Origin of the sequence: Campylobacter sp. CFSAN093246, assembly GCF_012889415.1 — a bacterium.
GTDB lineage: Bacteria > Campylobacterota > Campylobacteria > Campylobacterales > Campylobacteraceae > Campylobacter_D > Campylobacter_D jejuni.
The window spans coordinates 847,868-860,459 of sequence record NZ_CP040613.1; the positions used below are offsets into that span (position 1 = coordinate 847,868).

At 30.1% G+C, this 12,592-nt stretch carries 15 protein-coding genes; 4 read left to right on the forward strand and 11 right to left on the reverse strand.

The genetic code is table 11. The annotated features are described in order from the left end of the window. The first annotated feature begins 17 nt into the window (after window positions 1–17). Genes FBE87_RS04410 through FBE87_RS04420 form a run of 3 tightly spaced genes read left to right on the forward strand, consistent with a single transcriptional unit; the run spans window position 18 to window position 1,450 of the window. Complete coding sequence (locus FBE87_RS04410; protein WP_002935814.1) at window positions 18–437, forward strand: copper chaperone PCu(A)C; 420 nt, start codon at window positions 18–20, stop codon at window positions 435–437. A gap of 3 nt (window positions 438–440) precedes the next feature. Continuing rightward, on the forward strand, window positions 441–893 hold the full coding sequence (locus tag FBE87_RS04415; protein ID WP_002852445.1) for a hypothetical protein: 453 nt from the start codon (window positions 441–443) through the stop codon (window positions 891–893). Further along, a complete protein-coding gene (locus FBE87_RS04420; RefSeq protein ID WP_002859560.1) occupies window positions 890–1,450 on the forward strand; it encodes an SCO family protein in 561 nt (186 codons plus the stop codon). The genes FBE87_RS04415 and FBE87_RS04420 overlap by 4 nt, the downstream gene beginning before the upstream one ends. A gap of 6 nt (window positions 1,451–1,456) precedes the next feature. Here FBE87_RS04420 and cysK read toward each other — a convergent pair whose 3' ends face one another. The 3 genes from cysK to ciaB all read right to left on the reverse strand — a co-directional run bounded on the left by cysK (window position 1,457) and on the right by ciaB (window position 4,702). Continuing rightward, the gene (cysK, locus tag FBE87_RS04425; protein ID WP_002859561.1) at window positions 1,457–2,356 is read right to left on the reverse strand and encodes a cysteine synthase A; all 900 of its coding nucleotides are present in this window, start codon (window positions 2,354–2,356) and stop codon (window positions 1,457–1,459) included. Between the two features lie 116 nt (window positions 2,357–2,472). Beyond that, window positions 2,473–2,769 carry an HU family DNA-binding protein gene (locus FBE87_RS04430; RefSeq protein ID WP_002859562.1) on the reverse strand — a complete coding sequence of 99 codons (297 nt, stop codon included), beginning with the start codon at window positions 2,767–2,769 and terminating at the stop codon, window positions 2,473–2,475. A 100-nt stretch (window positions 2,770–2,869) separates the two neighbouring features. Then, window positions 2,870–4,702 (reverse strand): invasion protein CiaB, encoded by a 1,833-nt coding sequence (ciaB, locus tag FBE87_RS04435; protein WP_100608622.1) that lies wholly within the window; start codon window positions 4,700–4,702, stop codon window positions 2,870–2,872. 61 nt (window positions 4,703–4,763) lie between these two features. On the opposite strand from ciaB, the gene FBE87_RS04440 reads away from it, so the two are divergent. Continuing rightward, the gene (locus tag FBE87_RS04440) at window positions 4,764–5,177 is read left to right on the forward strand and encodes an acyl-CoA thioesterase (RefSeq protein WP_002853544.1); all 414 of its coding nucleotides are present in this window, start codon (window positions 4,764–4,766) and stop codon (window positions 5,175–5,177) included. A 39-nt stretch (window positions 5,178–5,216) separates the two neighbouring features. On the opposite strand, the gene kcuS is transcribed toward FBE87_RS04440, so the two are convergent. From kcuS to FBE87_RS04480, 8 genes are all read right to left on the reverse strand, one after another. Beyond that, window positions 5,217–5,414 carry a KCU-star family selenoprotein gene (gene kcuS / locus FBE87_RS04445; protein ID WP_002867452.1) on the reverse strand — a complete coding sequence of 66 codons (198 nt, stop codon included), beginning with the start codon at window positions 5,412–5,414 and terminating at the stop codon, window positions 5,217–5,219. Beyond that, window positions 5,395–7,506 carry a carbon starvation CstA family protein gene (locus FBE87_RS04450; RefSeq protein WP_100626329.1) on the reverse strand — a complete coding sequence of 704 codons (2,112 nt, stop codon included), beginning with the start codon at window positions 7,504–7,506 and terminating at the stop codon, window positions 5,395–5,397. Before FBE87_RS04450 ends, kcuS begins: the two co-directional genes overlap by 20 nt. A gap of 166 nt (window positions 7,507–7,672) precedes the next feature. Further along, on the reverse strand, window positions 7,673–8,602 hold the full coding sequence (locus FBE87_RS04455; RefSeq protein ID WP_002853293.1) for a ribose-phosphate pyrophosphokinase: 930 nt from the start codon (window positions 8,600–8,602) through the stop codon (window positions 7,673–7,675). 107 nt (window positions 8,603–8,709) lie between these two features. Further along, on the reverse strand, window positions 8,710–9,369 hold the full coding sequence (locus FBE87_RS04460; RefSeq protein WP_002853290.1) for an amino acid ABC transporter permease: 660 nt from the start codon (window positions 9,367–9,369) through the stop codon (window positions 8,710–8,712). 10 nt (window positions 9,370–9,379) lie between these two features. Beyond that, on the reverse strand, window positions 9,380–10,132 hold the full coding sequence (locus tag FBE87_RS04465) for an amino acid ABC transporter permease (protein WP_100621148.1): 753 nt from the start codon (window positions 10,130–10,132) through the stop codon (window positions 9,380–9,382). 1 nt (window position 10,133) lies between these two features. Further along, a complete protein-coding gene (peb1A, locus tag FBE87_RS04470) occupies window positions 10,134–10,913 on the reverse strand; it encodes a bifunctional adhesin/ABC transporter aspartate/glutamate-binding protein PEB1a (RefSeq protein WP_002853252.1) in 780 nt (259 codons plus the stop codon). Between the two features lie 21 nt (window positions 10,914–10,934). Beyond that, the gene (locus FBE87_RS04475) at window positions 10,935–11,663 is read right to left on the reverse strand and encodes an amino acid ABC transporter ATP-binding protein (RefSeq protein WP_002853259.1); all 729 of its coding nucleotides are present in this window, start codon (window positions 11,661–11,663) and stop codon (window positions 10,935–10,937) included. A 135-nt stretch (window positions 11,664–11,798) separates the two neighbouring features. After that, window positions 11,799–12,587 carry a CheR family methyltransferase gene (locus tag FBE87_RS04480; RefSeq protein ID WP_002853285.1) on the reverse strand — a complete coding sequence of 263 codons (789 nt, stop codon included), beginning with the start codon at window positions 12,585–12,587 and terminating at the stop codon, window positions 11,799–11,801. Between the last annotated feature and the right edge of the window lie 5 nt (window positions 12,588–12,592).

A 12,592-nucleotide genomic window follows, 5' to 3' on the forward strand; every position in this document is an offset into this window, starting at 1 on the left:
AAAAATAAGGATACAATATGAAAAAAATTCTTCTCTTAGGTGCTCTTTTTGCTGTAAATCTTTGGGCTGTTAATGATATAGAGGTAAAAAATGCCTTTGTAAAACAAACTCCACCTCATGCGCAAAATAGTGCTATTTTTCTTACTATTTTTAATAATACTGATAAGGATATTGCTCTAATAAGTGCCAAAAGCGATATCAGTGAAGTCAGTGAACTGCATACACATATACATAAAGATGGAAAAATGATGATGCAAAAAATTCCTGAAATTATTATAAAAGCTCATTCAAGCACAGAGCTTAAATCTGGAGGTTACCATATAATGCTTTTAAAACTAAAAAAACCTATTATTAAAGACACGAAGGTAAATTTAGATTTAAAATTTAATAATCACAAAACCATAGAGTTAAAAAATATTGATTCTAAAGAATTTTAATTAATGAGAAAAATTATTTTTATCTTAGCTTTTGCTTTTGTTATTGCTATTTTATATATTATTTTTGATTTTTATGTAATAAAAGATTCTCAAAAAATAACAAAAACTGATTTTTCTACCCCATTGACTTGCGATCTTAATGTTAAAGACTGCACATATAGTTTTAACAATAAAAAAGTCTTAATTTCCCTAAATCCCAAACCCTTACAATCTTTAGATGTTACAAATCTAAAGATTGTAAATCTAGGAAATTATAACAACTTAGGAATTAAAATTTATGGATTAAATATGTATATGGGCGAAATTAAACCTAAAATACATCGATTAAATTCAACAGACTATGAAAGTAAAATAGTTCTTGCTGCTTGCGTTTTAGATACTATGCGTTTCAGGGTAGAATTTATGGATAATAATAAACCCATAGGGTTTTATTTTGATTTTGAGCTAAAAAAATGAAAAAAAATATTATTTTGTTTATAGTTATAGTTGCCATTATTTTAGGTGTAATATTTTTTATTAAAAATCATCAAAATTCTTATGATTTTATCTTAAAATCAGACTTAAAAGAGGAAACCACCCTAAAAGATTTTAAAGGAGATAAGCTTATTATCTATTTTGGATATACTTATTGCCCTGATGTTTGTCCGGCAACTCTTAGTTTAGTAGGCAAAGCCTTAAAGCAAATCAATAATCCTAAGGCTCACCTTCTTTTTATTTCTTTAGATCCAAATAGAGATAATAACTTAAGCAATACAAACGAATGGTTACGATACTTTTATCCAAAAGCAGATGCCTTAATTGCAAAAGATGAAAAAACTCTTCAAAAAATAACAAAACAATATAATGTTCAATATCAAAAAATAGATCTAAATGATTCTTTTATGGGTTATTCTATAGCACATAGCAATATGCTTTATCTCATTGATGAAAAAGGTCATTTTTATAAAGAAATTAGCGATTTAAATCCACAAGAAATTTTAAGAGAACTTAGAATTTTTCTAAATTCTCAATAATTATACTTAAGCAAAAAGATCAGTTGAGAGGTATCTTTCAGCCGTATCGTTTAGCATAGTTAAAATTCTTTTATCTGGAAATTTCTTTGCTAGCATACTTGCGGCAAATACATTTGCTCCACTTGATATACCTACCATTAAACCACTTTTGGCAAGTTCTTTGGCTGTATTTATAGCATCTTCATTACTTACTGTGATCACTTCATCTATAACTTCTTTATTTAAAATAGCAGGTATAAAATTCGCCCCTATTCCTTGTATTTTATGGCTTCCCGCTTCACCTTTGCTAAGCAATGGAGAATTTAGAGGCTCGACTCCAACAATATGCACTTTTTCTAATTTTTCTTTTAGTATTTCCCCAACTCCACTGATAGTACCACCAGTTCCAAAACCCGCTACAAAAATATCAAGATCATTATCCAAATCTTTTAATATTTCTAAGGCAGTAGTTTTGCGGTGTGCATTTTTATTGGCCAAATTATCAAACTGCGATGGCATGAAAGAATTTGGGGTATTTTTTAAAATTTCATTAGCTTTATCCACTGCACCTTTCATACCTAAATTTGCAGGAGTTAGTTCAAGTTGTGCTCCAAAAAGAGTTATCATTTTGCGTCTTTCTATACTCATAGATTCTGGCATAGTGGCAACAAATTGAAGTCCTAAATCTGCACAAATCATAGCCAAAGAAATTCCAGTATTTCCACTAGTTGCTTCAACTATTGTAGTATCTTGATTAATTTTTTTGCTATCTAAAGCATCTTTAATCATTTCAAAAGCTGCTCTATCTTTTATAGAATGACTTGGATTTAAAAATTCGCATTTAGCAAAAAGATTTGCACCAAATTTCTCTAATTGTATTATAGGAGTATTGCCTATAAGTTCATTTACTTTTTTATAAACTCTCATAAAACCAACCTTTCAAAAATTTAGTTTCAAGTAAGTATATAAAAATAAAGCAAATAAAAGATACAAAATATCTGAATTAATTCAGAAAGAAGGCTAGAATTTATCTAGCCGAAGTTTTATTTTTTCTTTTTGCCGCTTGCTTTTGCAACAGCTTCTTTAAGGTTTTTACCTACCTTAAATTTTGCAACTCTTGTAGCAGGAACTTTGATTGTTTTTCCTGTGCTTGGTACTCTAGCTTCTCTAGCAGCTCTTTCTTGAGTTGAAAAAGTACCAAAACCAATAAAACTGATGCTATCACCTTTAGCTAAAACATCAGTAATAGTAGAAATAACTGCATCAGTAGCAGTAGTAGCGTCTTTTTTTGTTAGCCCAGCTGTTTGAGCAACTAATGAAATGAAATCTGCTTTAGTCATAAAAGCTCCTTTGTTTTAATTGAAACGCCTAATTTTAGCATATTTAAAAAACAATATCAAGTAAAAAACAGCTTTTTTAAGTTTTTTTCAAAAAACTTTATTATTTTTTCTTATATCTTTCAAATTCTCCGCTATTATCAATTTCATTACCAATTTTTTCGTATAAATCATAATAAAATTTAACAAATTCTTTACACTTAGGCATAATAGGAAGAAAAATATTATCTTCAATTTCACAAAATCTACTTAAAAATTCTTTTGCATCAAGTCTTAAAGCATAGTGTTTTACTAATTCATGATAATTTTTTAAAGTTAGTTCTTTAAATTTTTCATAATGCCCTAAATCAAAATTTATCTTCAAATTATTATTTTCAAAAATCAATACTTCACTTTCAAAAAGCAAACTAAGATGAATAAGTCCTTCTGTATAATAAGGTCTAACTTCATCAACCCTTTGCCAAGAAATAAGTCCAATAGCTCTTTTTATAAGTTCATGAAAAACAGGCATTATCAAGTCATCTTGTTCATGATAAAAGAAATTTATAAGTCCACCTGTAGTAGCTTTATATTCTTCTATATTTTTAAAAAAACCACTCTGATTCATTGTTTTTTCGGTATCATTAGCAATAAAAAATATATGACCAAATTCATGGCCTATAGTTGATACTTCATAAACCCTTTTCCAAATTTTTTCCTGATAAAATAAAATATTTCTTCCAAAATCCAAAAATTCTTTATCAAAAACCTCGCTAGAAATTTTCATAAAAGGCTTTGTTTTAGCATTTTCATATACAAAATTTATAAAGGCAAATATTTTTTTGCCCGCCTTAGAACTTACAAACTCATCATTTGGAACGACTTGAGCTGAGAATAAACCTTTAAGTTCAGCACCATAAAATATCATCGGAGTGCAAATATAAAGTTGAGTTTTTTCTATATTAGATAAAACTTCTTTTTCTAATTCACAATCTTCAAGTCCTATATTTTTATAAACATGTTCAAAACTTTCCTTAATTTCATTACCAAATTTCAAAACATCAAAATCATTTTCATCTTCTATTCTTATATCCCATTCTAATGCCACCGCATGAGTATAATTATCTTCATAATATTCTAAAGGATGTCCCACTTGTAAAGGTGATTTTACTTTCATCCAAGCAAATTCAGCTTCTTGCCAAGCTTTTATAACCCTATCTTCATCTTTTTCACAAAACGCTAATTTTAATTTTTCAAAATATTCTATATAAGCTTTTTCCTCTTCGTTACTAGCAAATATTTTAAGCTGATCAATCATATTTTCAAAAGCAAATTCTAATTTTAAAATTTCATTCTCGAAAAATCTCGCATAAGGAACAAATTTCCATAAATTTCCTATTCTAACTAAAACACCATAGCTTCGCTCACAAATTTCTCCTTCTGGAGTTTTTTGATATAAATGATTTTTACGCAAAAATTCCATTGCATCATCTAAATTTGGAAATTGAGTAGATAAAATTTTATTATTTTTTTCTATAATTTCTTTAGTCCAAGAAATTTCAAAAATATTCATAATTAAACCTATATTATGCACTCCTTGTATTAAGGACTGATAAAAATTATTTAAAAGTTTTTTCTCTTTTATTTCATTAATTAAATTTTGATGTTCTTTTTCATAAAACTTTCTAACCTCTTCATAGAACTTATGTTTTAACTCTATAATCTTATCTTCCTTAAAGTTGTTTTTTTTCCACTCTTGAACTAAATTTTCTTCTTTTAAATCAATCAAACGCCTAAGTATGGCTAGCATAGTTGTCTTATCTTGTTTTAACTCACTTAAAGAAATCAAAGATCTAAAATACTCGCCCACATCTTCTTTGTCTAAAAACTCATATAACGCATTATTTCTTTCTTTGTATTTTCTAACCAATTTAGCTATTTCTTTAAAATTATTCATACTTTTATTCTCCTTTTTAACTTTTTTAATTATAATTCATTTTTTAAAATAAGGAGTAAAAATGAGAGATATGGGAGAACCAAAATTAAAAATTGTAGCTATGCCAAGTGACACAAATCCAGCAGGAAATATTTTTGGCGGATGGATACTTTCACAAATCGATTTAGCAGGAGCTATCGCAGCAAGAGAACTTTCTCCTGAACGCGTTGTAACCATCTCTATGGATAAAGTAGTTTTTAAAGAACCTGTTTTTATAGGCGATATAATTTCTTGTTACTCTAAAGTTGTAAATGTGGGCAACACTTCAATCAGCGTTGAAGTAGAAGTCACAGCTCAAAGAGTGGATTCTCAAGGTTGTACTTCTTGCATTAATGTAACTTCGGCTTTAGTAACTTATGTAAGTGTTACAAGAGATGGAAAGAAAAAACCTATTAGTGAAGAACTTAAAAGAATTCATGGCTTTTTAAATGCTTAAAGCTTATTTTGTATGATAAAACTTTATCCTTTAAGCTTATCAGCATTTATTTAAACCGCCACTATTATATTTTTTATCTAGACATTCTTTGAAAAATTCCCCTCTGGTTTTTGGAATTTTTCCTGGATGTTTTTGTTTCATGTGTTCTAAATACTTATCATAACTAGAAAGTCCCACCAAGGGATGAAAAAACCTTTCGGCTTTTTCATAATAATACTTAAATTTTTTGAAATTCATCAATCTTAATATACTTAGTTTCTTTAAGAGGAATTTTAATTTTACCTAAGCAAATTCCTATACAAGAAATTATAACAAGCAAGGTAGCTATCATAAAGAACACACAAAGAATTGCATTAAGTAAATTTCCAACTTTATTTTGAGTGGCTATTGAAATTTCTTTTCTAATTGTAGAAATTTCTTTTTCATCTTTAGTATTATTTAATTTAAATTCTAAATCTTTAATTTTTTGACTTTGTATGCTAACGGCGGCTACATGACTTACCGCATTTGCTATTTTATTGCCTTCTTCATAAGGCATAATTTTTTGAATTCCTCCATACAGAGTTGCCGCTAAGACAAATACCGCAGGTACTAAAGTAACCCAAGTATATCTTGCCTTGCCCATTTTTACAAGTATAGTTGTAGCAAGAAGCAAAGCCATACCCGCAAGCATTTGATTGCTCACGCCAAAAAGAGGCCAAAGTGTATAAATTCCTCCCTTAGGATCAATGGCGCCTTGATAAAGAAAATATCCCCAACCTGCAACACTTAAAGCCGTAGCCAAAAGTCCAGCTGGATAATTATGAATATCTCCTAAAGGTTTATAAACATTACCCAATATATCTTGCACCATAAAACGACAAGCCCTTGTCCCAGCATCCACCGCTGTTAAAATAAATAAAGCTTCAAACAATATAGCAAAATGATACCAAAAAGCCATCAAATCCACGCCGCCAAAAAGTTCATGCAAGATCAAAGCTACACCTATAGCAAAAGTCGGGGCTCCCCCTGTTCTTGAAAGTATAGTATGCTCTCCTATATTTGTGGTTAAAGTAGTAATTTCTTCAGGAGCAATACTAAATCCCCAACTTGAAATAGTTTGTGCTACATTTACAACATCTGTTCCTATCAAAGCAGAGCTTGAATTTATAGCAAAATAAAGACCTGGATGTAAAATACAAGCACAAATTAAAGCCATAATCGCCACAGCACTCTCAGCAAGCATAGAGCCATATCCAACAGCCAAAGTATGAGTTTCGTTTTCAAGCATTTTAGGAGTAGTTCCACTAGAAATCAAAGCATGAAAACCACTGATCGCACCACAAGCAATGGTAATAAATAAAAATGGAAACACTCCACCTGCAAATACTGGACCTGTTCCATCAAAATACTGAGTATTTGCTTTTGGCATTTGTAAATCAGGAGCAACCAAAACAATAGCTACAGCCATTACCACAATAACACCGATTTTCAAAAAAGTTGAAAGATAATCTCTTGGAGCAAGTAAAAACCACACAGGTAAAACAGAAGCAATAAAACCATAAGCCATCATAACAATTGCCAAAGTTGGAGCTTCTAAAGTAAATATTTTAGCCCAATAAGGATCAGCAGCTATAACGCTACCATAATGAATAGCCAAAATTAAAAGCACAAAACCTATTATAGAAGCCTCCCCTACTCTACCTGGACGGATAAAACGCATATAAATGCCCATAAATATTGCTATAGGAATAGTCATTGCGATAGTAAATAAACCCCATGGAGATTCTGCTAAAGCTTTTACAACCACCATAGCTAAAATGGCAATAATAATAAGCATAATGCCAAAAATCGCCACCATAGCAACTCCACCTGTAAATTTACCCATCTCATCCTTAATCATCTCGCCAAGACTTCTACCTTTTCTACGAGTAGATATAAAAAGAACAACAAAATCATGCACAGCACCCGCTAAAACTCCTCCTACTAAAATCCAAAGCATAGAAGGCAAATATCCCATTTGAGCGGCCAAGATAGGTCCTACTAATGGACCTGCTCCTGCAATAGCAGCAAAATGATGTCCAAATAATACAGCTTTATTTGTAGGCACAAAATCACGCCCATCATTTTCTACAAGTGCTGGTGTTGCACGATTTTTATCAAGTTCTAAAACCTTATAAGCTACAAAACGCCCATAAAATCTATATCCTATCATATAAATACATACAGCAGCAACCACCAAATAAATCGCTGATACACTTTCGCCATTTTGTAAAGCTAAATAACCAAAACAAATAGCGCCTAAAGTTGCAACAAACAACCATAAAATTTTAGTACTTAACTGAGTCATATTTCTCCTAAGAAAATAAAATATTTTCAAAGAATAGCAGATTTATAGATTAAATTATATAGAAAGATGTTTAGTTTTTTCACATTTTTAAAAAAATATATGTTTTTTGTTTCTTTAAGTAGCATAAAAATGAAAAGCTTAAAAATAATCTTTAAGCTTTTTTAATCTAAATAAAGAGAGAATTTACACTTTCGTTATGATAAACACGACGTATTACTTCAGCAAAAACAGGTGTAACGCTTAATACTTTAATATTTGGTAATTGCTCTTTTAAAGGTATAGTATCTGTTACCACAAGCTCATCTAAAACTCCACTTGCTATTCTCTCATAGGCTTTTCCACTTAAAACTGCATGAGTACAGCAAGCCATAACAGATTTTGCACCTTTTTCTTTTAAAGCTTCCGCGGCTTTAACTATAGTGCCAGCAGTATCAATAATATCATCCACTAAGATAACTTCTTTATCTTTTACATCTCCAATAATATTCATTACTTCACTTTCATTGGCTTTTTCACGACGCTTATCAACTATAACTATATCAAGTCCTAAATGCTTTGCAACACTCCTAGCTCTTGCAACACCCCCTATATCTGGACTTCCTATAATAGCATTTTTAAAATGTTTGGCTTTAATGTAATCATTAAAAACTATACTTCCATAAAGATTATCTACTGGAATATCAAAAAAACCCTGAATTTGTCCTGCATGCAAATCTATCGTAGCTACGCGATCAATCCCAGCTGCTTGAATCAAATTAGCCACAAGTTTAGCAGTAATTGGCACTCTAGGATTTGCTTTTCTATCTTGTCTCGCATAGCCAAAATATGGGATAATAGCCGTAATTGAATTTGCACTTGAGCGACGCAAAGCATCTGTAAGAATTAAAAGTTCCATTAAATTATCGTTTGTAGGAGCGCAAGTACTTTGAATAATAAAAACATCCTTTCCGCGTACACTCTCATCAATTTGAACACTAATCTCTCCATCACTAAACCGCTTTACTCCAGCATCACTTAAAGGCAGGGAGAGATATTTAGAAACTTGTCTTGCAAATTCGACATTAGCTGAGCCTGAAAAAATTTTATAACCTCGCATAAAAAACCTTAATCAATAAAATTATGAATTAATACAAAAGATTTTAATAAAAAAAATGTTAAAAACTGCTGTAAATTTAAAAAGCTTATATAAAAATATAAGCTTTTTTAAGAAATGTAAGCTGTCTTTTTGGCATAATATCTTACCAACATAGAAAGTGAAAAACATATTATAAAATAAATTCCCGCAACAACACCTATCATCGCTAAAATTTCTTCAAAACTTGTTAGTTTTGCCAATATAGTTTTTGAATTATAAGTAAGTTCAGCTATACCTAAACCCGCTAAATAAGCTGTATCCTTTACAGTGGTTACAATTTGAGATAATAAAGCAGGTATTATTTTTCTAAAAGTTTGTGGTAAAATAATATAAAAAAGAGTAAAAAATTTACCAAAACCTTGAGAATAAGCTGCTTCAAACTGACCTTTTGGTATAGAATTTAATCCACCTCTAATAATTTCAGCCATAACCGAACTCGTATAAAGTGAAAATCCTATAGTACCCCAAAAAGCTTGAGGAAATTGTCCAAAAAATACAGGTAGAACAAAACAAGCTGCAAGCATCCATAATAATAAAGGAGTATTTCTAAAAATATCTATATAGCAAGCTGCTAAAAATTTACTTAATCTATCCCCATAATTTTTAGTTATAGCTAAAAAAGTTCCAAAAACAATCGAAATAATACAAGTTGCTAAGGCTATTTTTAATGTCAGAAATAAACCTTGCATTAAAAATTCAATATTTTGTGCATTAAAAACATTTTCCATTAACAACCCTTTATCTCGTTAAATGTGCTTTTTTTAATTTATTTTCATAAGCTTTTGCAAAATAAGCCAAAGGATAGCAAATTATAAAATATAAAACCGCTGCAAATATATAAGCTGGCGCATAATTTCCATAATCAGCTGCATAACTATCAGCAGAATGCATTAACTCAGCTCCACCTACAATAAGCAATACAGAGGTATTTTTAATTAAATTTACCATTTGATTTGTCATCGGCGGTAAAATAATTCTAATGGTTTGAGGTACTATAATATAACGCATTTGTTGAATATAAGTAAACCCTTGAGACGCAGAAGCTTCAAACTGACCTCTTGGCACAGCCAAAATTCCACTTCTAACCACCTCGCTTACATAAGCTCCGTGATACGCCCCAACACCCAATACACCAATAGTAAATATATCAAGCCTTATACCTAAAACAGGTAAGGCATAAAACAAAAAGAAAATTTGTATTACCAAAGGAACATTTTGAAAAAACTCTACGTAAATTCTAGTGTAGGCTCTGATAATTTTAAATCTACTTGTAGCCATAACTCCGCCTATAGTTCCAAAAATTGTAGCTATAAGCAAAGCAAGAATGCTTACTTCTAAAGTATAAATAAAACCATTAATAAAAGCATCTTTATTATCCAAAGCATCTAAAAATTTCCATACCGCAAAAGGGCTTATACTATTTTCATCATATAAACCCCAAGAAGTAAGAATTTGTCTTAAATGTTCAACAAAACCTACACTTTCATTCATATTATAAACCCCATTTTTTCGCTAAAGCATCAATTTCATTTTTATGTTCTTTTACAAAATCATCAACATATTTTGCAAAAGCTGGATCATCTTTTTTGGTTACAATACCATAACTTTGTGGTTCAAAACTATCTGGCAAAATTTCACTTTTATCATCCACATAACCTAACAATATTGATTTGTCTACAGAAAACGCATCAACTCTTTTAGCATCTAAAGCAGCTTTTATACTTGGATAATCAGGAAATTCACTAAATTTAACATCAATGCCAATTTTTTTAGCAGCTTCACCTATAGCTTTTTTTGTAGTTGCAGCTTGAGCCACTCCAATATTTGCACCTTTCATATCAGCTAAAGATTTATATTTTTTTTCTTTTAAAACCAAAAGCCCTATAGCATCTTGATAATAAGGTTCTGAGAAATTATAAATTCTTTTTCTCTCTGGAGTAATAGTAAAAGTTGCTATCACTGCATCTACACTACCATTATCAAGCAAAGGGCCTCTTGTTTTAGCATTAACTGCAACTAGTTTTATTTTTTTATCATCACCCAATATACTTTTAGCTAGCAATTTGGCAACATCTACTTCGAAACCTTTAATTTCACCTGTTGCTTGATCAAGTAAAGCATAATGCGGAACATCATTTTTAACACCAACTATTAATTGTCCTTTAGATTTAATAGACTCAAGCTTACCTTCTGCTGCATTAGCATTGCTAAATGCAACACAAGCACCTAGAGCAAAAACTGCCAACTTTAACAAAGATTTTCTAAAAACCATTTTTTCTCCTTTCAATTTTGGTTAATTTTTAAGAATTTTCCCTAAAAAGAGTCGCGCTCTTTCAGTTTTTGGATTTGAGAAAAATTCACTAGGAATATTTTCTTCCACAATAGCACCATCTTCCATAAAAATAATCCTATCTGCTACTTCTTTTGCAAAACCCATTTCGTGTGTAACAACCACCATGGTAGTATTGCTTTGATGTGAAATTTCTTTCATTACATCTAAAACCTCTTGTATGGTTTCTGGATCAAGGGCTGAAGTAGGTTCATCAAATAAAATATAGGGTTTTTTAGTACAAAGTGATCTTGCTATAGCAACGCGTTGTTGTTGTCCACCTGAAAGGGTTGCTGGATAAACATTTGCTTTATCCAGCAAACCTACAACTTTTAAATACTTAAAAGCTGTTTCTTCAGCTTCTTTTTTAGATTTTTTTTGAAGTTTCATTGGAGCTAAGGTCAAATTTTGCAAAACCGTCATATGTGGATATAAATTAAAATGCTGAAAAACCATTGCACAATATTTTCGGCAAATTTCAATTTTATTTTTATGATTTAAAACAAGATTGTTAACTACGACCTCTCCTGAACTAACTTCTTCAAGCCCATTCATGCAACGGATAGTTGTACTTTTTCCACTTCCACTTGGACCTATAATAACAAGCTTCTCACCTTCTTTAACAGAAAGATTAATATTCTTTAGAACATGATGAGTTCCGTAGTATTTGTTTACATTTTTTAATTCAATCAAGTTTTTTCCTTTATTTTTAACTAAATATAAAATTAATTGAAATTATTTTATCATTAAATAAAGAAAACTACTTCAAAATGTAACTTATTTTTACTAATAAATTTCCAAAGTGTAACTTTTAGTAATTTTTAGAATTTATACTTTTTCATAGTAAACACCTCTTGGAGAGAAAATCTTTTTAAAATAAATAGTCTCTGGAATTAAATCAGCATTGCCAACATAAAGCCTTCCTTTATCATTTAAAATTCTATGAAATCTCTCCATAAGTTTTAGTTTTGATTCATGATCAAAATAAATAATCATATTTCTAGAAGCTATAATATCAAATTTTCCCAATCTTGAAAATTTTTCTTCAAAAACATTGCAAAGTTCAAATTTACAAGTACAAAGCTCATTTTTATTAATAGTATAAAATTTATCTTCGCTTTCTAAAAAAAACCTTCTTTTTTCACTCTCGCTCAATCGCTGTAAAGTTCTTCCTTGATATTTTCCAAGTTTTGCTTTTTCAATCACACTTGAATTAATATCAACGCCTAAAATATACATATCTTTAATAAAATTCTGCGCAGCCAATAATGCCAAAGAATATACTTCTTCTCCACTTGAACAAGGGGCGCTTAGGATATTTACTCTCTTTTCTAAGCTTTTGGCATAATAAATTATTTCTTTCAATTGAGCCAATTCTCTTAAAAAATAAGTTTCACCTATGGTTACAAAATCTAAAGTTTCTTGTTTAAGTTGTCTATTGCTTTTTAATTTTCCCAAAAATTCGGAAAAATTTTTAGTATTAGTTCCTTCAAGAAATTTATTCAACTTTAAAGCTAGTATATTTTTTTTATCGGTTAAATCAATACCACTCATTTCGTTGATAATTTTTATAAATTCATTAAGTTCCAATTCGCTAGGAGTTATTTTTTTTTCCATGCAAT

Coding starts and splice junctions, on each gene's coding strand:
- FBE87_RS04420 (WP_002859560.1), top strand. CDS start 890: ATGAAAAAAAATATTATTTTGTTTATAGTTATAGTTGCCATTATTTTA.
- FBE87_RS04460 (WP_002853290.1), bottom strand. CDS start 9,369: ATGGAAAATGTTTTTAATGCACAAAATATTGAATTTTTAATGCAAGGT.
- FBE87_RS04410 (WP_002935814.1), top strand. CDS start 18: ATGAAAAAAATTCTTCTCTTAGGTGCTCTTTTTGCTGTAAATCTTTGG.
- FBE87_RS04440 (WP_002853544.1), top strand. CDS start 4,764: ATGAGAGATATGGGAGAACCAAAATTAAAAATTGTAGCTATGCCAAGT.
- cysK (WP_002859561.1), bottom strand. CDS start 2,356: ATGAGAGTTTATAAAAAAGTAAATGAACTTATAGGCAATACTCCTATA.
- FBE87_RS04465 (WP_100621148.1), bottom strand. CDS start 10,132: ATGAATGAAAGTGTAGGTTTTGTTGAACATTTAAGACAAATTCTTACT.
- FBE87_RS04455 (WP_002853293.1), bottom strand. CDS start 8,602: ATGCGAGGTTATAAAATTTTTTCAGGCTCAGCTAATGTCGAATTTGCA.
- FBE87_RS04450 (WP_100626329.1), bottom strand. CDS start 7,506: ATGACTCAGTTAAGTACTAAAATTTTATGGTTGTTTGTTGCAACTTTA.
- ciaB (WP_100608622.1), bottom strand. CDS start 4,702: ATGAATAATTTTAAAGAAATAGCTAAATTGGTTAGAAAATACAAAGAA.
- FBE87_RS04480 (WP_002853285.1), bottom strand. CDS start 12,587: ATGGAAAAAAAAATAACTCCTAGCGAATTGGAACTTAATGAATTTATA.
- kcuS (WP_002867452.1), bottom strand. CDS start 5,414: ATGAATTTCAAAAAATTTAAGTATTATTATGAAAAAGCCGAAAGGTTT.
- FBE87_RS04415 (WP_002852445.1), top strand. CDS start 441: ATGAGAAAAATTATTTTTATCTTAGCTTTTGCTTTTGTTATTGCTATT.
- FBE87_RS04430 (WP_002859562.1), bottom strand. CDS start 2,769: ATGACTAAAGCAGATTTCATTTCATTAGTTGCTCAAACAGCTGGGCTA.
- peb1A (WP_002853252.1), bottom strand. CDS start 10,913: ATGGTTTTTAGAAAATCTTTGTTAAAGTTGGCAGTTTTTGCTCTAGGT.